The organism is Atrimonas thermophila (assembly GCF_045864955.1).
Lineage (GTDB): Bacteria > Atribacterota > Atribacteria > Atribacterales > Thermatribacteraceae > Thermatribacter > Thermatribacter velox.
In genome coordinates this window covers 144,838-164,420 of sequence record NZ_AP028803.1, presented here as the reverse complement: position 1 = coordinate 164,420, position 19,583 = coordinate 144,838, and the positions used below count along the sequence as shown (strand labels likewise).

The 19,583-nt window shown below is 46.8% G+C and carries 28 protein-coding genes; 5 read left to right on the top strand and 23 right to left on the bottom strand.

Annotated elements, in window-relative coordinates:
* Nucleotide 1: 1 nt before the first annotated feature.
* The 16 genes from ACKTT1_RS00980 to ACKTT1_RS00905 form a co-directional block, all read right to left on the bottom strand.
* Nucleotides 2-862 (bottom strand): phosphatase PAP2 family protein, encoded by an 861-nt coding sequence (locus tag ACKTT1_RS00980; protein WP_412709848.1) that lies wholly within the window; start codon nt 860-862, stop codon nt 2-4.
* The gene (locus tag ACKTT1_RS00975; RefSeq protein ID WP_412709847.1) at nt 855-1,982 is read right to left on the bottom strand and encodes a M28 family metallopeptidase; all 1,128 of its coding nucleotides are present in this window, start codon (nt 1,980-1,982) and stop codon (nt 855-857) included. The genes ACKTT1_RS00980 and ACKTT1_RS00975 overlap by 8 nt, the downstream gene beginning before the upstream one ends.
* On the bottom strand, nt 1,975-3,147 hold the full coding sequence (locus ACKTT1_RS00970; protein ID WP_412709846.1) for an MFS transporter: 1,173 nt from the start codon (nt 3,145-3,147) through the stop codon (nt 1,975-1,977). Before ACKTT1_RS00970 ends, ACKTT1_RS00975 begins: the two co-directional genes overlap by 8 nt.
* A 14-nt stretch (nt 3,148-3,161) precedes the next feature.
* A complete protein-coding gene (locus ACKTT1_RS00965; RefSeq protein WP_369017984.1) occupies nt 3,162-3,803 on the bottom strand; it encodes an SGNH/GDSL hydrolase family protein in 642 nt (213 codons plus the stop codon).
* Between the two features lie 175 nt (nt 3,804-3,978).
* Nucleotides 3,979-4,725 carry an Mrp/NBP35 family ATP-binding protein gene (locus tag ACKTT1_RS00960; protein WP_412709845.1) on the bottom strand — a complete coding sequence of 249 codons (747 nt, stop codon included), beginning with the start codon at nt 4,723-4,725 and terminating at the stop codon, nt 3,979-3,981.
* Between the two features lie 13 nt (nt 4,726-4,738).
* A complete protein-coding gene (locus tag ACKTT1_RS00955) occupies nt 4,739-5,467 on the bottom strand; it encodes an MBL fold metallo-hydrolase (RefSeq protein ID WP_412709844.1) in 729 nt (242 codons plus the stop codon).
* 176 nt (nt 5,468-5,643) lie between these two features.
* Entirely contained in the window at nt 5,644-5,973 is a 330-nt protein-coding gene (locus ACKTT1_RS00950; RefSeq protein WP_412709843.1) for a NifB/NifX family molybdenum-iron cluster-binding protein, read from the bottom strand.
* Nucleotides 5,970-6,872, bottom strand: a complete 903-nt coding sequence (locus ACKTT1_RS00945) for a 4Fe-4S binding protein (RefSeq protein WP_412709842.1) — start codon at nt 6,870-6,872, stop codon at nt 5,970-5,972. Before ACKTT1_RS00945 ends, ACKTT1_RS00950 begins: the two co-directional genes overlap by 4 nt.
* On the bottom strand, nt 6,872-7,741 hold the full coding sequence (locus ACKTT1_RS00940) for a 4Fe-4S binding protein (protein ID WP_412709841.1): 870 nt from the start codon (nt 7,739-7,741) through the stop codon (nt 6,872-6,874). The genes ACKTT1_RS00945 and ACKTT1_RS00940 overlap by 1 nt, the downstream gene beginning before the upstream one ends.
* Before the next feature lie 216 nt (nt 7,742-7,957).
* Nucleotides 7,958-8,485, bottom strand: a complete 528-nt coding sequence (locus ACKTT1_RS00935) for a NifB/NifX family molybdenum-iron cluster-binding protein (protein ID WP_412709840.1) — start codon at nt 8,483-8,485, stop codon at nt 7,958-7,960.
* 68 nt (nt 8,486-8,553) lie between these two features.
* On the bottom strand, nt 8,554-8,772 hold the full coding sequence (locus ACKTT1_RS00930) for a DUF5320 domain-containing protein (protein WP_412709839.1): 219 nt from the start codon (nt 8,770-8,772) through the stop codon (nt 8,554-8,556).
* Nucleotides 8,773-8,791: 19 nt separating this feature from the next.
* Nucleotides 8,792-8,974, bottom strand: coding sequence for a hypothetical protein (locus tag ACKTT1_RS00925; RefSeq protein ID WP_412709838.1), 183 nt, complete (start codon nt 8,972-8,974; stop codon nt 8,792-8,794).
* 27 nt (nt 8,975-9,001) lie between these two features.
* On the bottom strand, nt 9,002-9,232 hold the full coding sequence (locus ACKTT1_RS00920; protein WP_412709837.1) for a hypothetical protein: 231 nt from the start codon (nt 9,230-9,232) through the stop codon (nt 9,002-9,004).
* A 12-nt stretch (nt 9,233-9,244) separates the two neighbouring features.
* Nucleotides 9,245-10,945, bottom strand: a complete 1,701-nt coding sequence (locus ACKTT1_RS00915) for a FeoB small GTPase domain-containing protein (RefSeq protein ID WP_412710521.1) — start codon at nt 10,943-10,945, stop codon at nt 9,245-9,247.
* A 5-nt stretch (nt 10,946-10,950) separates the two neighbouring features.
* Nucleotides 10,951-11,193 (bottom strand): ferrous iron transport protein A, encoded by a 243-nt coding sequence (locus tag ACKTT1_RS00910; protein ID WP_412709836.1) that lies wholly within the window; start codon nt 11,191-11,193, stop codon nt 10,951-10,953.
* Between the two features lie 63 nt (nt 11,194-11,256).
* Entirely contained in the window at nt 11,257-11,697 is a 441-nt protein-coding gene (locus tag ACKTT1_RS00905) for a Fur family transcriptional regulator (protein WP_412709835.1), read from the bottom strand.
* A 322-nt stretch (nt 11,698-12,019) separates the two neighbouring features.
* Here ACKTT1_RS00905 and ACKTT1_RS00900 point away from each other — a divergent pair, with 322 nt between their 5' ends.
* The 3 genes from ACKTT1_RS00900 to ACKTT1_RS00890 all read left to right on the top strand — a co-directional run bounded on the left by ACKTT1_RS00900 (nt 12,020) and on the right by ACKTT1_RS00890 (nt 14,577).
* Nucleotides 12,020-12,817 carry a metallophosphoesterase gene (locus ACKTT1_RS00900; protein WP_412709834.1) on the top strand — a complete coding sequence of 266 codons (798 nt, stop codon included), beginning with the start codon at nt 12,020-12,022 and terminating at the stop codon, nt 12,815-12,817.
* 84 nt (nt 12,818-12,901) lie between these two features.
* Nucleotides 12,902-13,966, top strand: coding sequence for a glycerophosphodiester phosphodiesterase (gene glpQ / locus ACKTT1_RS00895; protein WP_412709833.1), 1,065 nt, complete (start codon nt 12,902-12,904; stop codon nt 13,964-13,966).
* Nucleotides 13,967-14,130: 164 nt separating this feature from the next.
* Nucleotides 14,131-14,577, top strand: coding sequence for a methylglyoxal synthase (locus tag ACKTT1_RS00890; protein WP_412709832.1), 447 nt, complete (start codon nt 14,131-14,133; stop codon nt 14,575-14,577).
* Nucleotides 14,578-14,867: 290 nt separating this feature from the next.
* Here ACKTT1_RS00890 and ACKTT1_RS00885 read toward each other — a convergent pair whose 3' ends face one another.
* Genes ACKTT1_RS00885 through mntA form a run of 3 tightly spaced genes read right to left on the bottom strand, consistent with a single transcriptional unit; the run spans nt 14,868 to nt 16,417 of the window.
* Nucleotides 14,868-15,554, bottom strand: a complete 687-nt coding sequence (locus ACKTT1_RS00885) for a hypothetical protein (protein WP_412709831.1) — start codon at nt 15,552-15,554, stop codon at nt 14,868-14,870.
* Between the two features lie 36 nt (nt 15,555-15,590).
* Complete coding sequence (gene hepT, locus ACKTT1_RS00880; RefSeq protein WP_412709830.1) at nt 15,591-16,013, bottom strand: type VII toxin-antitoxin system HepT family RNase toxin; 423 nt, start codon at nt 16,011-16,013, stop codon at nt 15,591-15,593.
* 2 nt (nt 16,014-16,015) lie between these two features.
* Nucleotides 16,016-16,417, bottom strand: coding sequence for a type VII toxin-antitoxin system MntA family adenylyltransferase antitoxin (gene mntA / locus ACKTT1_RS00875; protein ID WP_412709829.1), 402 nt, complete (start codon nt 16,415-16,417; stop codon nt 16,016-16,018).
* A 275-nt stretch (nt 16,418-16,692) separates the two neighbouring features.
* Between mntA and ACKTT1_RS00870 the strand changes: the two genes are divergently transcribed.
* Nucleotides 16,693-17,067 (top strand): nucleotidyltransferase family protein, encoded by a 375-nt coding sequence (locus ACKTT1_RS00870; protein WP_412709828.1) that lies wholly within the window; start codon nt 16,693-16,695, stop codon nt 17,065-17,067.
* Nucleotides 17,040-17,489, top strand: a complete 450-nt coding sequence (locus tag ACKTT1_RS00865; protein ID WP_412709827.1) for a hypothetical protein — start codon at nt 17,040-17,042, stop codon at nt 17,487-17,489. The genes ACKTT1_RS00870 and ACKTT1_RS00865 overlap by 28 nt, the downstream gene beginning before the upstream one ends.
* Nucleotides 17,490-17,834: 345 nt before the next feature.
* Here the strand turns inward: ACKTT1_RS00865 and ACKTT1_RS00860 are convergent, their stop codons facing one another.
* The 4 genes from ACKTT1_RS00860 to ACKTT1_RS00845 all read right to left on the bottom strand — a co-directional run bounded on the left by ACKTT1_RS00860 (nt 17,835) and on the right by ACKTT1_RS00845 (nt 19,554).
* On the bottom strand, nt 17,835-18,185 hold the full coding sequence (locus ACKTT1_RS00860) for a HepT-like ribonuclease domain-containing protein (RefSeq protein ID WP_412710520.1): 351 nt from the start codon (nt 18,183-18,185) through the stop codon (nt 17,835-17,837).
* A 121-nt stretch (nt 18,186-18,306) separates the two neighbouring features.
* Nucleotides 18,307-18,594: a nucleotidyltransferase family protein gene (locus ACKTT1_RS00855; protein WP_412709826.1), complete on the bottom strand. Its 288-nt coding sequence runs from the start codon at nt 18,592-18,594 to the stop codon at nt 18,307-18,309.
* A gap of 247 nt (nt 18,595-18,841) precedes the next feature.
* Nucleotides 18,842-19,165, bottom strand: a complete 324-nt coding sequence (locus tag ACKTT1_RS00850) for a nucleotidyltransferase domain-containing protein (RefSeq protein WP_412709825.1) — start codon at nt 19,163-19,165, stop codon at nt 18,842-18,844.
* An 86-nt stretch (nt 19,166-19,251) separates the two neighbouring features.
* On the bottom strand, nt 19,252-19,554 hold the full coding sequence (locus ACKTT1_RS00845; protein WP_412709824.1) for a hypothetical protein: 303 nt from the start codon (nt 19,552-19,554) through the stop codon (nt 19,252-19,254).
* Between the last annotated feature and the right edge of the window lie 29 nt (nt 19,555-19,583).

Here is a 19,583-nt window from a genome sequence, read left to right as displayed (position 1 = left end):
TTCAACTCCCCCCAGCCAATTTCCTCCTTAAATGCCTCGTGAGCACCGGAATGCCAAAAACCACCCAGAAGACTACTATAGCATAACGAAGGAAGAGAAACTCCCTTCCCTCCGGAAAAACCCCGCGTAAGACCAGAAAACAGGCCAGTACACTAAGCAGGGCAAGCCCCAGAAACACTATCCTGTCAAATAGGCTTTTCCATGCCAGGTTTTCAGCGTTACCTTCCAGAAACCAGCCCAGCAGCGCTCCGCTGATAGCCCCTCCCACTCGAGCCGAAAGGTCATCCCAGCAAAACCAAAAAAGGGAAAGCGCCACTCCCGCAGCAACGGCAACCTTCCACCAAAAAACAATGTTGACCTCGTTTCCTTCCAGCTTACCCTTCAGATAAAATGCTGCAAAAGCAAATCCGGCACCCAGTAAAGCCCCAGCCAGCACATCTTCCACATAATGTACACCTAAGTAAAGCCTCGAAAAGCTCACCAGACCAACCATCAAAAAGGCCAGAACCCAAACTGGCCGCTTTTTGTAAAGTAAGGCCAGCGAAAAAAAGAAAGTAGCCGTAGACTGAGCATGGCCGCTCGGAAAAGAAAAACCCTCTGCTTCAGAGATGGCTTGAAGCATAGGATGCAAATAAGGGCGAGGCACAGCCACAAGACTCTTTACTGCAAAGTTCAGAAAAAGAGAAGCAAAAAGCACCAGACTCAAATAAATACCTTCTCTTTTGCTAAATGCCAGGTACCAGATAACCAGAACGACCAGGTAAAAAAGGTCAGAACCCACTACCGAAACACCTCGAAAAAAACTGTTCCAGAAAGGATTGCGCAAACCCTGCAGAAAAAGAAGGGGTGTAACATCAAACATATCTTTTTGCCCACTCCTCAAGTACAATCACTGCCTGCTCCAAATTAGGCCGATGCAAATTTTCCAGTCTATCAGTTATCCAGTGCCAGTTGGGTGGAAGGCCTCGCTCATCAAGACCAATCATAGTAACCGCCCTGCCGCCTCTTTTGAGAAAAACTGTGGCATCAGTGGAAAGACCAAGATAAGGCCGCTCCAGAAGGGTTATTCCTTTTTCAAGTGCTGCTGCCTTTATTTCTCGACGCAAATCTTCCGGAGAAGCAACAATCTCCCACATCCCCTCTAAAGTGGCCAGAGTCAGTCTGCCTGCTCCCAGATTATCCAGGTTAATCACTGGTATTCTACTTTGCAGCAAACTTTTGTACCGTTTCCAAAAGTGGAGAGCTCCAAAAGTACCCGACTCCTCCGCCCCGGTAAAAAGCACCCAGAAAGGTAAGTTCATCTTTTTCAGGCGAAAGGCAAGCTCTAACGCTACTGCCACTCCACTTCCGTTATCGTTAACTCCAGGCGAAGGAGGCATGAAATATTCCCGGTGCACATGGAGAGTAAAAAGAAACCCAAGATACAGAAAGGCTGGTACTCCCAACCAGCGCAACCAGGGATATCCCAGCACTGCATAAAGTAAGACCACTACCGTCATCCAGACTGAAGCAAGAATGGTGAACAATAAGCTGAAGCGAGGAGAAACAGCAAATCGAGGGTCAAAAAAAAGAGAAGTCCTTGCTGAATCCAGGTGGGCACACAGGATGACCCGGGGAGAATCGGTGTTTCTGGCCAGAACATTCAGGGATTCTTTGCGAGTAAACAAAGTGGCTAAAAGAGGCACCGTGTTAAGATTGCAATAGGTCAAAAGCAGAGCAAAAAGCGCCAACGGCACAGCAAGCCAGCCTGAAAACCAGAGAAGGCAAAAGGCAGCCAGAAACAAACCCCAGATTCCACAGTAAAAAAAGCTGTAGGTGGAAAGCGCCCGAAACTCGTCTTCCTCAACGGTAAGCTGCATCCTACGCAGCTCTTCCCCAAGCCAGCGGGCAAAATCGGCCTCCACAGGAGAAGCACTCAGGCGTGGTCCAACCACCTTCACCCTCTCAAGAGTTCTCTCAAGGTAAGGAAATGCTTCATCCACTGCTTACCCCCTCCTCAAAAACTGCCTTACTTTTTACAAAGAGAAGCTGTTGAAAAAGCAGCATGAGCAAAACCGAAACCGGCACAAAAAGCATGGTAAATCGCAAACCCAGCCAGGAAGCCACCACACCTCCCAGCCAGGGAAAAAGGAAGTTGCCAATACCATTGTTAAAAAGCAGCCACCCTGAAGCCATGGAAGACGTTTCCGGGTACGTGGACACCGCATAAGCTAAGGTGGTGGGTATGATCGTGGACAGGGCAAAACCTGCACCGCAGAGCAAAACCGGAGTGAGTGGAAAAGAAGGAGTAATGGTAAGCACCACCAAAAGTGCTAGAGCACCAGCTATGGAGTTGAGGCGTACCATGTTCAAGTAACCCCAGCGCTCCGATAAAAAAGAAAGTAAAAGCCTCCCCGTGAAAAGACCAGTCCAGAAAAAAGAAAGGAAAGAGGCAGCCTGGGAAAGCGCTATTCCCTTTTCTTTAAGATAAGCTACCAGCCAACCATTTAAGGTGCTTACCCCTCCTGCATAGAAAATCATGGTGAAACCCATCAACCAGAAAACTGGCTCCCGGAAAAGTGAGAAAATTCTGCCAAAGGAGACAGGCAATTCCTTCTTACTGGGGAAAAGAGGCAAAAGAAAGAGCACAAGAACCAGCACTGCAAAACCACAAACCACGAGATAAAAACTCTGCCAGGTGCCGCCTTGCTCAACCAAAAAAGCGTATAAGCGGGGAGCTGAAAGGGAGCCCAAACCGAAAAAAGCGTGCATGAAATTCAAGACTGTACCCGGATTATGGACAAAAATGGACGCTGCCACTGGATTAAGCATACAGTCCAGAAATCCCAGACCCACTCCCATGATTGCAAAAAAAGCAATCACCAGCCCGAACCAGCTAAGGAGAGATATCCCCAGAAGACCCCAAATAATGATCGCAAGCCCGATCCGCAAAATCAGAAACCTGGACAAAAGGTCTCCCAGGAAACCAGCCAACAGAATGGCAAAAAAATACCCCAAACCGTGAAAAAGAAACACTCTGCTTGCAACGGCGTAATCCACTTTGAAATGGCTGGCAATTTCAGGAATGAGGGAACCCACACCGGAGAGGCCAAAACCTATTAAAATCAGCGCACAGCAAAACGGCAAAAGCTGCAACTTTTTCCCCATAAAAAGTCTCCTTATCAACCCAGGATGTTGCGGATTAGGGAAGCAAGTTTCAGAGCAAACTTCCGGTTTTCCTCCACCTCCCAGTGCACTCCATCGATATCGCTGGTCTTCACAATTTCGCCTGCATCGAGAAAATGGCAGCGCTTAAAACGAGCGATGATGCGGTAACTGGAAGCAAGTTCTTTAGATTTCTCCACGCCACCTTCAAAAAGGCCTGCAAAATCGGTGAGCTTAGCAAGGGGTGGAGGACAGACCAAAAGCACCTCAGGAGACCCTCCGTTCCTTCCTGCAGCGCTTCGGCGCACCATATCCACCAGGAAACCAGCACCCTGCGCAATGTCAAAAGGAGAAAGGTTAAAACGTTTCTTCAAATCATTGGTCCCCAGCATGATAACCACAAGGTCCAGAGGGCGGTGGGACTCAAGTATCGGCCCCAGATGCTTTTTACCATTTTTATCTCCTTCAACCGGATCATCCCAGACCGTGGTCCGACCACACAAACCTTCTTCGATAATGCGGTATTCCCCACCCAACTCTTCCTGCAACATCCCTGTCCAGCGCTCCCGAAAGGGATAACGCTCACCGTTTCTGGGATGATAACCCCAGGTCAGAGAATCGCCAAAACAAAGGATAACTTTGGGATCTGCAACCCACATTCTGCAAACCTCCTCTACCACTTTCCACCAGGCATCATTTGGCCAGGCAAAACAAACCAAACATAATGCTACGACTACTCAAAGAGAAAAGCAAGCCTGGAGAAAGAGAAAGCCCAGGAGAAACCTGCAGAAAACTTTTTGAAAGGAAATCGTTTCTCTGGTAAAAATTACCCCACTATAGAGCTATTTTATCCGCTATCGCAGATACGCCTTCGTTTTCGTATTCTTCAATGGTTCCTTCATCACAGTGTCTGGAGAGTTCCGCATCCAGAGGAAGACCTCCCAGAAAAGGTATAAAAAGGGAAGCTGCAATTTCTTTGCCTTTTTCTCTCCCAAAGGGATGGATTGTTTTTCCGCAGTGAGGACAGACCAGGTAGCTCATGTTTTCTACTAAACCCAGAATGGTTTTTTTGAGCTGATATACCATATTAACCGCTTTTTTGACCACCAAAAGCGCCAGGTCCTGGGGCGAAGAAACGATAATTACCCCATCCAGAGGAATGGCTTGCAAAACAGTAAGGGGAATATCCCCTGTTCCCGGTGGAAGATCCAAAAGTAGAACATCCGGATCATCCCAGGCCACCTCTTCCCAGAATTCCTGGATGGCTTTACTCAAAAGAGGACCTCGCCAGATAACCGGCTGCTCCGGTTTTTCAAGCATAAGATTCACGGAAATAACCTCTATGCCCAGCTTATCGGTGCGAACTGGAAGTATCCCGGGGTTTATGGCCTCCGGACGCTTGCCCAGCACACCAAACATGGTGGGAATGCTGGGTCCGGTCAAATCGGCATCCAGCACCCCCACTTTCTTTCCCCGACGGGCAAGTTCACAAGCAAGCAAAGCGGTCACCGAGCTTTTGCCCACTCCTCCTTTTCCGCTCATCACTGCGATTACCTTTCCTATTTTGCTATAACGACTCATCAAAACTCACTCCTTAAAAGTTGAAACTTTTTCCAACTCCGGAAGCGACATAGTTCTCTCCCCAGAGCTCTTGGGCATAATTCAGGGCAGCAAAACCGCTGCAGTGGGAAGGAGCTATTTTTGAGATGCCCAGTTGTTTCAAGCTCTTCAAAGTTTGCACAATTTCTTTATCGCTCGACTGATAAAGATGTAAACCACCTATAAAAAGCTCAATTTTATCATCCACGATTGAAGAGGCCGTCTCCAACATTTTGACCGCTCCGGGATGACAACACCCTCCAACCAAAAGAAAGTTCCGCTCACCCTTTACCACCAGTGCCTGTTCCCTAACCGGTCCTTCCACTTCCCCGGTAGTGAACACCGAAGGAGCTATCTCCATTCCTCTTTTCACCTCTACAAAACGCGCTCCCCGCTCTTTTATTTCCCTCTTTGCATCCTGGGAAAAAGAGGGAAGGATGTATACCACCACTTCGGGGTTCCGGGCAAGCAAATACCCAAGACCACCTATGTGGTCGTAGTGCTCATGAGAGATGACCACCCGAGATATACTCAGGGGATCCATTCCCAAAAGCTCCATGTTCTTAAAAAGCAAAGGCCCGCTTTCTCCGGTGTCGAAAAGGACTTTTTCCTCTCCCTCAACCAGGCAAGAAAAACCATGTGAAGGAAGAAGCTCAGAAAGAAAAGAAAAATTATCATACAAGATGGTTACCTTCACCGCTCCGCTCTCCTCTTTCTTTTCCAATCTCCCGATTTCTGGCTTCCATGGCAGCTTTCAAAATTTTTTCGCCCAGGTGCACATGGTTGCTCAGAGTTTTTCCTCAAATCCTCGAAAACCCATTTTCCTGCCCGATAACTTTTGGAGCTCTCCTCGTTTTCTCTCCCATTCTTCTCCAAAGGCATTACCCCCCTGTGCCCGCTTCATTCAGACTGAGTAAGGATTTCTCCGATAATTTTTTCTACTTCTGTTTCGTCCGTGATAACCACCTTTTTACCCTGTTCTTTCAACCGCCTGTACGCTCTTGGACCCATACCACTTGAAACTACTACATCACAGTCCTTTAGCAAATCAACCGGACTACAGTTTCCTTCTCCTCCATCGTGTGCTCCCCGATGGTCGGAAAAAAGATTATCACGATATTCCCTGTTTAACACCTTATTTCCTTCCACTTCAACCACCACAAATCCTTCACACCGTCCAAAGTGCTGGGCAACGGTTTTCCCATCCGAAGAAGCAATAGCTACCTTCACCTTATTTCACTCCTTTCTGCGCTTTGAAAAAAATCTCTAATCTTCTGCCAGATCTTTCGCGTCCCTTGAGAAAAGGGACTCTGGTGGTCATACTCAATCACCGGTATTCCCACCATCAGGGCATCAAGCACTTGCTGATCAAAGGGAATCTCGGCTATAAGCTCTATCCCTTGAAGGGAGCAGAACTCCCGAATACGATTCCGGCCCTCAAGACTCAAATCCGCCTTGTTAACGACCACAAAATGGGGAATCCCAAAATGTCTGGCCAGGGCCACTATGCGTTCCAGGTCATGTTGACCGGAGAGAGTGGGTTCGCTAACCAAAAGGGCAAGGTCCACACCCACCATGCTCGAAATAACTGTACAGCCGATTCCGGGAGAACCATCAATAAGCAAGTATTTCTTCTCCTCTGCTTTGGCTTTCTCTTCTGCCTTTCTGCGCAGGTAAGTCACCATCTTACCCGAGTTCTCACCTGAAGGAGCAAGACGAGCATGAAAGAGAAAATTATTCCAGCGAGTTTTGGAAATAAAGAAACGACCGGTCAGCTCCTGGCGCATTTCAATTGCAGAAAAGTTGCACACTCTCTGGCAAACTCCACAACCTTCACACCTTCTTGGGTCAACTTCTGGCAACCCTTCTTTTACGTGCAAAGCAGAAAACCTGCAGTAGGAAACGCAGAGTAAACAATGCACACAACGCTCGTAATCTATAACTGCCGATCTCCCCCAGAAAAGAGGCTCCTCAAAAAGGGGTTTGGATTCAGCGAGAAGCTCCAGATTCGGCGCATCGACATCAGCATCCACCACCACTGCTTCATTCCCTGCAAGGTAAGCAAGCGAAGCAACCAGCGAAGTTTTCCCGGTACCACCTTTTCCACTCAAAACAACCACCTGTTTCATCAGCTCTCGGCTCCTTTTAAAGCCACCCGACGAAGCGCCTGGTATATGGCGAGAACCTCTCTTTTCAGGTTATCCTCTCCATCTACCAGGGTAAGGCCCCGAGCATATTTTTCAGCGATACTTCTCCGGTAAGGAATTTCACCCAGAATCGGAATCCCCTTCTCCTCACAAAATCCCAGAATACTCCCACCTCCAATACCCGCCTTGTTGATTACTACTCCACAGGGTATCCCCAACTCTTGAATCGCCTGGAAAGCAGCCTTAAGGTCTGATAAACCAAAGGGGGTGGGCTCGGTTACCAGAATACAAAAATCTGCATCCCTAACCGCCTCGACCAAAGCGCAACTTGCACCAGGGGGGCAATCCACAATGGTAAGAGTATCCGGAAACTCTTTCTTAGCTGCTTTCTTCAGCTCAGTAATAACTGCTGGCGCTCTTGGTTCACCAATTTTAAGCCTTCCTTCCCAAAACACAATTCCCTCACGCGCCACCCCTTTTCTTATTTTGCCTTTCTCAACAGCCCCTTCTTCAATTGCTCCCCGGGGACAAACCAACTCACAACCACCACAGCTATGGCAAAGCTCGGAAAAAAAGAGCACTTTCCTCTTAACCAAGATCAGTGCTGAAAAGTAGCAAAAATCGGCACACTTGCCACACCCATCACATTTTCCCTCGTTAATCCGGGGAGAAAAAGCCTCCACTACCCGCTCTTCTTCAATATCCGGCTTCAAAAAGATGTGAGCGTTGGGTGCTTCCACATCGGCATCCACAAACACTATCCGCTCCGAAGAAGAACAAGCAAGAGCCAGACTAACTGCAAGCAGCGTCTTTCCCGTCCCACCTTTTCCACTGGCACAAGCAATGACCATTTCTTACCTCATCCTCACCTGGCGCGGGTAAGTGGAGCACCACAGTTAGGGCACCTCATCTGAAAACAGGGAACACCCCGCTGATGGGGAACACGCGTGCCACACTGAGGGCAAACGCACTCTCCAGCTGGTCCCATACCAAAACCACCCATTCGTCCGCGCGGAGCTCCCCTTCCTCTACCCATTCCTCTTCCCAAACCACCTGGCCTCATTGCTTTATTCACCACCTTTCCTTAACTGCTCGATTTTTCTATCTACCATCTCAACCCTCTCCTTGAGAGAATCCACTTCCTTTCGAAGGTCCTCGAGGTCTTGCTCCAAACCCCTGCGAAAACCTTCCCTCAACGGAACATCCTCCCGAGGAAAAGCAAATTGCCCACCCATTCCAAAATGAGCACCTATACTGGGTCCTTGAAGAGAAGAGAGTTTACCCTCTCGAAAAGCCTGGATCGCTTCTCGCACCGTCACCTGTGCTACTCCAGAGTAAACTTTGATCCCGGCTTCCTGAAAAACCCGCCAGGCATTGGGGCCAATGTTACCAGTGATTACCGCCTCAACACCTTGCTCCGCAAGAAAAGAAGCAGCCTGAATTCCTGCTCCCGAGGAAGCCTGGGCAAAAGTGTTTTCCACCACCTCAAAGGAGTCCCTGTCCAGGTCATAAATTATGAAGAACCTCGCCCTTCCCAGGCGGGGATCTACCTGAGAACTCAGAGAGTCTCCTGTAGCGCTTACTGCAACCTTCATCCGGATCACCTCCTTTTCTGATTCTCCTCTGGATGTACCCTTGCGCACAGCCAGAGGAGAATCTCGACTTATTCCTTCAACTCCTCTTCGAGCTCTTTAATCCGTTCTTCAATAAACTCGAGCTGCCTCTTCAGAGCGTCTGCCTGTGCTTTGAGCATATCAAGCTCTACTTCCGGCGGCATCCCAAAGGGAGAAAATCCCCAGGGAGGATGCATCCCCCAGTAAGGAGGCCATCCTCCCCAGAAAGCTCCATATCCTCCCCAACCTGAGGTGTATCTCCTCCTCACGACTTATCACCTCCTTTTTCTACCACCATACTTGCGGGCCATACCACGGATAAAATGGAGTCCAGTAACTGAAAGGATAGGGGGCAAAACCCGGAAGGCCATAGCCTGGCCACCAGGGATTTACCCAGCTCCATCCCGGACCAAAACCCCAGCGCATCCAGCCAGGAAGGCCGGTCAAATAATACATCCAGCGGTAGCCCACGTTAACACCTCCTCCCTTTAAAACCTCTTAAAAGGGTGAATAGGGGTAAAAGCGGCCCCCGTAAGGTGGAACATACGAAAAAGGATATGCCCGGTACCCGGTAAAGTAAGGCATAGCCCACCACCCGCGGGGCAACCAGGGAAAGTTACGGCAGAAAGGATAGGGATTGCCTCTGCCCCGACCATACCAGCCAAAACCAGGGTAGAAACCACCCCAGGCACCAGCAAACCTTCCTCCAAAACCTCGTCTAAAAGGCATCAAAATCACCTCCTACAGGATAAAATTAAGCAAAGTTCCCACTCCAAAAGATGAAGCCAGCATTATCAAAATACCCTGTAACAACCTTCTCCAACCCAGTTCCTTTAAAAAGACCACAAAAGTGGCAATACAGGGGAAAAACATGCTTAAGACCACGCTGGAGATAACCAGCTGTTTTGCTGAAAGGCTCAAAGGTAAAAGCATGCCCATTGCCATATCCTTGCGCAAAAAACCCATAATGATAATCAGTATCGCTTCGCGAGGAAGACCCAGCGCCCGGGCTAACCAGGGACTCACCGCCTGGGCAAGCAATGGAAACAGGTTGGCCAAAAAGAGCAGGTTCAAACCAGCAATGCCCAAAAGCATTATGGGAAGAGCATCCACCAGAAATCCTCTCAGGCGTATCCAGAGCTTGGAAAGCAAAGCACTGGGGAAAGGCAGGCGATAGGGTGGCATCTCGCAAATAAGAGAAGGACGGGAGCCCGGAACCAGGTATTTCAAAAGCAGGGCCACAGCAAGACCCACCAAAGCCAGCGTGCCATAGACAATCAAAATGGGAGCTACACCGTAAGAAGCCAGAACCCCCACAATCAGAGCTTGCTGGGCTGAACAGGGCACAGCAATGGAAATCAGGGTAGCCATGATGAAGCGTTCCTGTTCACTTTCCAGAACCCGGGTGGCCATCACTCCCGGAACATTACACCCCAACCCCAAAAGAGCAGGAATGACCGAATAACCGTGCAAACCCAGGCGGTGCAAAACTCCATCCAGGATAACCGCCAGTCGAGGCAAGTATCCCACGTCCTCAAGCAGACTGAGCAGGAAGTAAAAAGCCAGGATATAGGGGAAAACCACGCCTAAAGGGATATAAAGACCACTGGTGAGCAAGCCAAAAGAAAGCTCAAAATCTATCTGGCCGTCGATCAGTTTGCCAATCAAAACACTGTGCCAGAAAGGATGTCCGGAAAGCGCAGCACTTAATCTCTCAAGTAAAGGCAAATACAAACCGTTGAAAAGGGGTTCGGTAACATAGGCAATTATTCCCTCACCGATTGCGCGCACTAAGAAAAACATGCCTGCGATAACTCCCAGGCCTATCAGAGTGCCGCTCACCGGCAAAACAGTGATTTTCTGGAAGAACTCACGCCACCCCGGTCTGCGGTAGGAAAAATGCTGAACCTGCTCTATAACCTTGCCAATTTCTTCCCAGCGCCGCTCATGATCAGGAGACACTGGACGGGGTACTCTCGCTGCAGGGAGAATATCCATGAGTTCCTTAATGCCCTCACCGGTAGTGGCAACGATGGGAATAACCGGAACCCCTAAAAGGGCGCTCAAGGCCTTTACATCGATCTCTATGCCCTCCTTTTTAGCCTCATCCCACATATTAAGCGCCACGATCATGGGCTTTTCCTTTTCAGCAAGCTCAAAGGTGAGATAGAGGTTGCGCTCCAGGTTGGTAGCATCCACCACGTTGATAACCACATCCGCTTCTTCCACCAGCCGGGCTGCAATCCGCTCGGCTTCTGCTTCCTCCTTAAGAGAATAAGCACCAGGAGCATCGATAAGTTCGTACCACTCTCCGTTCTTTTTAATCTTGCTTTTCAAAAAATCGACTGTAGTGCCAGGGTAGTTGGAAGAAAAAGCATAAACTCCGCTCAACCTGGTAAAAAGCACGCTCTTCCCCACATTGGGGTTGCCAGCAAGAACAATTTTTTTCAGCCGTTCACCTTTACCAGAATCTTTTGGGCTACTCCTCTGCCCAGGGCGATTTCCTGCTGGCCCAGGCGTATCACCACCGGCCCGTTGGCTAACAAGGAGCTCACTTTTTCCACTTTCTTCCCGGGAACAACACCCAAAACCCATAATCTTCTCACCATCCCTCTACCACCCAGAATCTGAACAATTTCTCCTCTTTGGCCAGCCTTCATATCAATCAGCGAAACCACACACTCCTCCAAAGCAAGGCACTCCTTTTTCCCTTCTTAATATTGATAATCATTATCAACAAAACCCCACAAAAACTACTGGCACTTCTCGCACAACCCGTAAAAGTAAACCTGATGAGATTGAATCTGGAAACCGTGCTTTTTCTCAAGCTCTTTCTCCAGACGGTTCAAAAACTCTCTCTCCTCATCCATAAGCTCGCTATAGTCGATGGCCTTTCCACAGTTAACACACACTAAATGATGGTGATGGGTTTCCGAAGTTTGCACCAACTCGTAATGTTCTCTTCCATCACCAAAATTCACTCTGCGCAAAATCCCCATCCGGGAAAGCAAATCCAGATTGCGATACACGGTAGCAATGCCTACTTTCTTTCTCTTTTGCTTCAAGCGCTCGTGCACTTCTTCTGCAGAAAGGTGGCTTTTTTCTTCTTCGAACACTTCCAAAATGGCACAACGGGAAGGAGTTGGCCTTTTATCAAAGTTATGAAATATTTCCTTCCATTTTCGCTTCACCATTAACGCGCCCTCAAATGAAATTGATTATCATTTGCACTATTATTATACACCAGAAGGTCAAGAGCAGGGAAAGATTCAGAGCTTTTATTGCAGGAAAAATAAAAGTTACCCCCTCGACAGCTCATATTCAAACCAAATCCATGGCTCGGTAAGCTTTCTTTAAATGCAATTCCCCCAAGCAAGCTTGCTTGCTAGCTCCTGAACAAGCAGGGCCCCAACACGCCAGATTTTCTGAGCTAAAAAATTTTAATCCAGGTTTTAATTTACGTTTAAAAACTTCGCCTAAGCTTGATCAGAAAAAATCAGCAGGAGGTGTTTTACCATGAAAAAGGCAACTTTGTTTTTAATGCTGCTTTTGGGAATGGTCCTAAGTCTGTCCCTATCAGGGTATTTGACTTATGCGGAAGCCACTTCCCAAAAACCAACGCTTAAATTCAACGACTCGGGTACTTTTAAAATCGTCATGTTCTCAGACGTGCAGGACAAATTCCCCATCGACCCCCGAACCATAAAAGCCATGAATGACATCCTCGATTTCGAAAAGCCAGACTTCGTGATACTGGTGGGAGACAACTGCACCGGAGAAATTGAAAGTGCAGAAGAGTTCAGATTGTATGTACAGCAAATGGTGACACCTATGGAGAAAAGAGGAATACCCTGGGCTCACGTTTACGGCAACCACGACGAAGATCACATGGAAAAAACTGGCCTTACTAAAGAACGACAACAGGAAATTTATGAAGCCTTTCCCCACTGCCTCAGCCAGCGTGGACCCAAGGAAGTCGCTGGAGCGGGAAATTTCGTGCTGCCCGTATACTCTTCAGATGGCAAGCAGGTGGTGTTTGCAGTCTGGGGCCTTGACTCCCACGCTTACCTTGAAGATAACAATTCCTGGTATGACGGAAACCTTGAACAAGATGCCATACTGAAGAACGGTCTGCAGGGCAACCATAACTATGATTTCATAAAATTTTCTCAAATCAGGTGGTACTGGGACACTTCGGTGGAAATGGAAAAAAAGTATGGTCAAAAAATACCAGGCATTCTCTTTACCCACATTCCCCTGCCCGAACACAGATTAATAGCTATGAACCCAGAACAAACCGGGATGATAGGGTAACAAAACGAAGACGTTTGTAACTCGCCTATAAACAGTGGACTATTCGCTGCTATCCTGCAAAGAGGAGATATTAAAGTTATTTTTGTGGGTCACGATCACATCAACGATTTCGTGGGCACCTACTGTGGAATCAAGCTGGGGTATGACGCCAATATAGGCTTTGCTACTTACGGCCTGGAAGGTGAAGAGAGAGACCGCCTGAGGGGAGCCAGAGTATTTAGAATCAGAGAGCAAAATCCCCAAACTATAGAGACCTGGATGCGCTACGCCTGTGAATTTGAAAAGGAATGTTCACTCGAAAAAGAGTCCTCCTTTCTGGTAATCGCTCACCGGGGAGCCAGTGGCTATTTTCCAGAACACACCCTGGAAGCTTACGCCATGGCTTATGCGATGGGCGCAGATTATATAGAACCAGACTTGGTCCTTACTAAAGACCGGATTTTAATCTGTTTACACGATATTTACCTTGAACCCACCACAAATGTCGAAGAGATGTACCCCGAACGCCGAAGGAGCGACGGGCACTGGTACGCTGCCGACTTCACTCTGGAAGAAATTAAAAAACTCCGGGTGCACGAACGCTCAAAAGCTGACGGTACAGCTTATTTTCCGGATCGCTTTCCAGTAGAATTCCAGCAGTTCGAAGTGCCTACCTTTGAAGAAGTAATCAGGTTAATACAGGGTCTCAACAAAAGCACCGGCAGACAAGTAGGCATCTACCCCGAATTAAAGCAGCCCGGGTGGCACAAAAAGGAGCAGTTTGAGGGAGTTGAGGCAATCCTCCTGGATACCCTCCAGAAATACGGATATACCGAGAAAGATGCTGGAGTTTTCATCCAGTGCTTCGATCCAGAAAGTCTCAAAATAATGCGCTTTGAGCTTGGCACTCGCCTTCCCCTGGTCCAGTTAGTGGGCAGTGGAGAGGAATACGCTCAAATGCTTACCGAAGAAGGACTAAAAGAAATAGCCAGTTACGCGGATGGGATAGGTATATGGAAAGGTCATATAGAAAAAAATCCGAAGCTGGTTGAGCAAATCCGAAACAAAGGACTTTTCATTCACGCATGGACTTTCCGAAAAGACAATGTACCAGAAAACTATCAGAATTTGAAGAAGAGCTTTATCGCTTTATTCTTGAGTATAATATAGATGGCTTGTTTACAGATTTTCCAGACCAGGTGGTTGGATTTCTGGAAAAACACTGCATTCGTTGAAACGTAAGCTGAAAATCTGAAAAACATCAAACGGCCGCCCTTCCACCCCTCTGCAGTGTGAGGGAAACAGAAGGGCGGCTAAGCAAAGGAGGAAAAACAATGCACGAAAAATGCGAAATAATCAATCTTCCCAAAAAGAAGCGAATAGCGCTGGTAGCTCATGATCACAGAAAATCTGACCTTCTGGAATGGGCAAAATTCAATCGTGGTCTCTTAAGTGAACACACCCTTTATGCAACGGGCTCTACAGGAGCTCTTCTGGAAAGAGAGCTTGGCCTTCCCATACACAAATTCCAGAGCGGCCCTTGGGGAGGAGACCAGCAAATTGGAGCTAAAATTGTTGATCAAGAAATAGATCTCCTTATTTTCTTTTGGGATCCCCTGGAACCCCTTCCCCACGACCCGGATGTAAAAGCTCTATTGCGAATAGCGGTTCTGTGGAACATACCCGTTGCCTGCAATCGGGCATCAGCCGATTTTATAATCTCTTCTCCCCTGATGTATGAAGAATATCACCGCTTCATCCCCAGAGCAAAAGTGCATTAAAATTACCGACAACCTTTGTTCCGGGCCTTCAACCTGAAGACCAAGTGAAATTTGAGGCAAGAGAAAATGGAAGAGTGAAACTTCACCCGATGCTTTCAAAAATAGAGGGAAATTTTGGCAAGGTGCGAGCTGGAAAGAAACCCGAAAACTTTAAAGAGAAAAGAGGAAAACTGTGGAAAAAGCAGTAACTCAAGAAGTAACAGGTGAATAGTTAAAAATGAGATTCCTGGATACCAATTTTTCTGCTCAGATACTTCACTAATGATAACGAAGAAAAAGCCACCTCAAACCTACCACTCAAAGCTTTGCACTACAATGATGCCCCGCTCTTTAGCCTGCCTCAGGAAACCTTTGGTTGCAAAGTGGGTGACCAGGAAAGGAACTACTTCTACTTCTCCATATTCTTCCTTTACAGCTTTCACTTTCTCTTCTAACTCTTTCCAAACATCTTTTCTCTTTTTCCCATCATCAAGTCTCAGTTTGGCTTCTCCTACTAAGTAGACTTCTCTACCCTCTTTCTCAGCTCGGGCTAAGAAGTTCACTTCCTGATTGCCTATATCAGTTCGAATTATCTTCTCCTTGACCCGGATGCCATATTTCTCTTCTAACAATTTGGGGAGCATGCGGTAGGCTTCGTTTTCAAAGGCATAACTGAAGCTCCGGGATAAACCTCCCAGGTCTTCCCGAGTGCGCTTCAAACCCACAGCCAGAGTGCGTACTTCTTCGGTTCTCTTTTGAGCTTCAGTAAGTTCTTCAACCTTCACAGTAAGACCATCTAACCTTGCCTCAGTTCTTTTCTGGGCTTCGGCAAGATCTCTTTGCGCCTGAGCTAACTCAGCAACAATACCCTTCAACTCAGAGAAGTCTTCTCTGGTCACATGGGCTTCTCTCATTCGCTCATCCACTATTTTCACTATCTCCCGCCTTACAGCCGGGGTTATTTTAAATCGCTCTCTTCCGCTCTGCATGGCTTCCATTTAAGCAAAAATAAGGGGAATTGGCAAGCAACACCTCTACCTGATGCCCATTGCGTTAGAAACTTCATTTAGAAAATTTTTAATGTCCTTCAATCTGTTATGCAAAACATCAAGCACAATGCCATAATCTAAATCCTGGTAATCGTGGGCAATTACATTCCTAAAACCTACCATTTTAGCCAGTTCTCTGGCGAGGTCCGCAGCAACTACTCCCTCTTCACTCAAAATATAAAAAGACTCGCTCATCGTAGCAGGTTTTCGCAAACCTTTATAGGCAATGATAGCCTCTGTCAGATCTATTGTTGCCTGAATTGCAAGGTAAAGATATCTTTCTAAAGCACCGCGTATATCAACATCGCTCTCTATCTCCTGGCGGGAGTATTTTTTGTAACGCTCCAGTATTCCCAGGTATTTCAAAACGGCACTCTTTTTATTTTCTATAACCTGGAGACTGCTCATGGTCAGGTTCCAGTCAGCCCATAGCGGCGGAGAAGCATCTGGAAATCAAAGTACTCATTGAGAATCCCTGGCTCAACAAGCACCTTGTAGGGCTCTCTCTCAAAAATTAACTTACCCTCCTTGATGATTAAATACTTGAATTCGGGCGACTCCACCAGATTCAGGATAACAATATCCACGTTGTCCTCCTTCAAAATACGCCCTATCCGATCATATAGCTCAAACCTGATATCGTGCATGCGCTTGAAACTATCTGTGTCCAGGTAAACAGCAAAGTCGCAGTCACTCAAAGGAGAATGTTTTCCCGTTGCTCTGGAACCAAAAAGATATACCAGTTTTATTTCCGGATAACTTTCAAAAACTGGGATTAATTTTTCAAAGCTCTTCACAAGCTCTTTACCCATGCACCCTATCCCCCACCTCCTATTCTCTCTACGCCAAAACGGTTCTCTCAAGCCTCTCCCATTGCTTTGGCGCCGGGCAAATCTATTATACACGATGAAAGTACCGTGCAGGTTTTCAGACGCTTTGGACCACATCAGCTTCTTGCAGAAAGCTATTTCTAAGAACCGTCCAACATGTTCACAAACCAAAAACAAAAGCCTCACGCCAGCGTAAAGTGTAATACAATGAAGTTAAAGGGCATAAATGAAATTCATCTGCAAAGAGAGAAAACGCAGTGAAAAAGCAATCCCCGGGTTTCCAGTTCCAGATACTGGAGAAATATCTCAAAACCAGAAAAGAAGAGCTGGAACGCTTGCGAACGAACACTTTGAAAAAGGTCGAAGAAGCACTGGAAAAAGTCGCCACTCAGATAAAGTTTGATGAAGCCTACATTTTCGGCTCTCTCACCAAACCGGGGCGCTTCAAAAAAGACTCTGATATTGACATAGGGTTTTACGGCCTCAAAGATGAAGACTTCTTCAAAATGATCTCTTACCTTTCTCTGGAGCTTGAAAGAGAGGTGGACGTTATACAGCTTGAAGGCCACAGGCTCGAGAACAAAGTGAAAACGGAGGGAATACGGTGGAAGAAGGGAAATTCGCAATCCTGAAATCAGAACTTATGAATCAGTGGAATGAAATTGTAAAGATATACAAACGTATCGAAGAAAGAAAAAGAGGAATACATGCGCTTGAAAGCCTCGCCTATCAACTGCACAACCTGTACTGCACCTACGAAGATCTTTTTAAAATAGTAGCTAGATCTTTCGAAAACAGCATTGAAGACCCATCAAAATACCATGCAGAACCTCTCAAAAGGATAAAAATGGAAATTGAGGGAGTAAGACCTGCTTTGATTTCTGAGGAAAGCTTCAAATTGCTTAACAGCTTGCGAGGTTTCAGACATTTTTTCAGACACACCTACAGTTACGAATTAGACGAACGCAAGGTATCTTTAGTTCTTGAAGACGCTCTGAAGCTTAAGGAAACCTTTAAGCTTGAACTCGAAAATTTCCTTTCAAAACTCCAGTAACACTCTCTGGCTTTCACATGTCGCGACTTCGCCGTTAACCCCTTACCACACCCGCCGAACTCATTTTGGGGTCTTCCTTGCACATCGCGGCTAATTGACAAATCCTTCGCTTTTGCCATCCTAAACCAGTGCTGGTTTTTTCGACACCGCCCTGAACTTGTTTCAGGGTCTATTTCGGCATCCCATGGTTTCAGCATTTCCTTGTTTCAGAGGTCTTGTTGATAATAACCTGGGGTGCAGGACAATATAGGAAAAGAATTTAAGACAGTCGCGGCATAAGGTAAAGAGATCTAAAGTTGGAAAAATATCAGAAATGCGATGTATGAGTAAAAGTGCTGACGCAATTTAGAGGATAATTAAGGCAGAATTCGATACCTGCAAGGATGAGACTATTTGGAAAATCTTTAGGTTGACAGTTTTTTTCAAGAATTCAATCACAAAATGGAGATGCTGGTTTTCTTCAAGCAGGTCCCGAATAATTTCTTGCTTGAGGACACTATCAAGGGTTGCAATCCGATGAGTAATAACTTCAGCAAAATCATCCAGATCGCTCTGGATCACATTCAAAACTTTTTCACCAAAGTAACGATGAATCAAAAGGTTCCTGAAATCAACGATTTCCTGATACTCTCCGGGTAAAACCCCGGCTTTAATCAACTTTCCAGTAGCTTCCCCAATAATCTCGAATTCTCTTATAATACTATCTCAAGCTACGAAATTACGTTTGAGTTCTTCTGCATCTTTAAAGTTTTTGGCTACTTCCTCAATTTTCAAGATGGCAACCAAAATGTCAAAAAGAAAGAGTTCCCAGTACCTCTCAGACATAGATTAGCTCTTTCTCAACCCTTCTTCTGATAAATGGCCTTAACGAATCACAGAGTCCAATATCGACTTCCTTCCCCAACTGTTCACTCAAGTATCGTTTGGCCCTGGCAATAACCAATCCGTTTTTCCTTTCCATTTCCAGGATCACAATATCAATATCACTGGTGCTTTTGTCTTCGCCCCGGGCGTAGGAGCCAAAAATAGCCAACTCGGTAATTCCAAAAAGTTTCTGCAAGCCTGGTTTGAGTGCCTTTAATCTGTCGATGATTTCCCGTTCCACGTCCTTCGCCTCCTTTCTTTACCATGGTAGGCGTACCCTTTGAGCGCTGTCAAGCATAACCCGAAAAATTGAAAGAATTCGGGGTTAAAATTCACCTTTCTCTCGCACCAAAGGAGCAGAGTGAGGTTTTATTGTTTTCAGAATCTCCTGTTCCAAGTTCCCGACATCCACAAAAACCCAAAAAGTAAAGACCTGACCCCGAACACTCCATCCAGCTTTTAAGATCCAGCATGCACGCTTTCGCTCCTCAAAGGGTAATGCTCTCCTTCGCCGCATAGTAAGCAATGCATCCTACATCCTCTTTTTGCCTGGCAAACTGATCTTCAGAAAGAATGAGCACATCAGACGGCAGTCGCTCCAGAACCAGGCGTACTCCGATGCGTGTTTCCAAGCGAATACGAGCAGTTCTTTCAAGGGTGCGATCCACAATTACCAGAAAATCCCAGTCGCTATCCGGGTGAGCCTTGCCTCGAGCACGGCTCCCAAAAAGAAGAACCTGCTGCAAACGCAAACCTGCTTTTTCTACTTCCTCTTTAATAATGGCTTCCGCCCTTGCCAAAACTGCACCCACAGAAGTACCTCAAAGTAATCAATGGACAATTAATTCGAAATCATTCTACCACAAACACTGCCTAAAAACGCACTTCCCAAAAGCTACTACCACTTTTCCAAACCCGCAGATACACCTTCCAGCAAAAGCCTGAAATCGGCGGGATAACGAGGTTCTATGCGGAAGTCGTTGAACAATTCACGTTTACCACAAGCCTTCCAGGAACAAAAAGGCCTTGCCATCCTTGAAGGAAAGCTCCAATCGGCAGCCGGTTGAGACCTTTCAATCGTTTTATCCTTCCCATAGTGGGTATTAGAATGACGAATCTCAGCATCTCCTCGCTTCAGCGTCTCACTACTTTCTTCCAGAAAATCCACTCTCCACCAACCCAGTAACCAGAAAAATAGCATATCTGCTGTGATATAATGAACTCGAGGTT

What these genes read in the sequence shown, in the direction of transcription:
- ACKTT1_RS00980 (WP_412709848.1), bottom strand. Translation starts at nt 862, where the DNA reads ATGTTTGATGTTACACCCCTTCTTTTTCTGCAGGGTTTGCGCAATCCT.
- ACKTT1_RS00970 (WP_412709846.1), bottom strand. Translation starts at nt 3,147, where the DNA reads ATGGGGAAAAAGTTGCAGCTTTTGCCGTTTTGCTGTGCGCTGATTTTA.
- ACKTT1_RS00965 (WP_369017984.1), bottom strand. Translation starts at nt 3,803, where the DNA reads ATGTGGGTTGCAGATCCCAAAGTTATCCTTTGTTTTGGCGATTCTCTG.
- ACKTT1_RS00960 (WP_412709845.1), bottom strand. Translation starts at nt 4,725, where the DNA reads ATGAGTCGTTATAGCAAAATAGGAAAGGTAATCGCAGTGATGAGCGGA.
- ACKTT1_RS00945 (WP_412709842.1), bottom strand. Translation starts at nt 6,872, where the DNA reads ATGAAACAGGTGGTTGTTTTGAGTGGAAAAGGTGGTACCGGGAAAACT.
- ACKTT1_RS00940 (WP_412709841.1), bottom strand. Translation starts at nt 7,741, where the DNA reads ATGGTCATTGCTTGTGCCAGTGGAAAAGGTGGGACGGGAAAGACGCTG.
- ACKTT1_RS00935 (WP_412709840.1), bottom strand. Translation starts at nt 8,485, where the DNA reads ATGAAGGTTGCAGTAAGCGCTACAGGAGACTCTCTGAGTTCTCAGGTA.
- ACKTT1_RS00920 (WP_412709837.1), bottom strand. Translation starts at nt 9,232, where the DNA reads ATGCCTTTTAGACGAGGTTTTGGAGGAAGGTTTGCTGGTGCCTGGGGT.
- ACKTT1_RS00905 (WP_412709835.1), bottom strand. Translation starts at nt 11,697, where the DNA reads ATGGTGAAGCGAAAATGGAAGGAAATATTTCATAACTTTGATAAAAGG.
- ACKTT1_RS00900 (WP_412709834.1), top strand. Translation starts at nt 12,020, where the DNA reads ATGAAAAAGGCAACTTTGTTTTTAATGCTGCTTTTGGGAATGGTCCTA.
- ACKTT1_RS00890 (WP_412709832.1), top strand. Translation starts at nt 14,131, where the DNA reads ATGCACGAAAAATGCGAAATAATCAATCTTCCCAAAAAGAAGCGAATA.
- ACKTT1_RS00885 (WP_412709831.1), bottom strand. Translation starts at nt 15,554, where the DNA reads ATGGAAGCCATGCAGAGCGGAAGAGAGCGATTTAAAATAACCCCGGCT.
- hepT (WP_412709830.1), bottom strand. Translation starts at nt 16,013, where the DNA reads ATGAGCAGTCTCCAGGTTATAGAAAATAAAAAGAGTGCCGTTTTGAAA.
- mntA (WP_412709829.1), bottom strand. Translation starts at nt 16,417, where the DNA reads ATGGGTAAAGAGCTTGTGAAGAGCTTTGAAAAATTAATCCCAGTTTTT.
- ACKTT1_RS00845 (WP_412709824.1), bottom strand. Translation starts at nt 19,554, where the DNA reads ATGCTATTTTTCTGGTTACTGGGTTGGTGGAGAGTGGATTTTCTGGAA.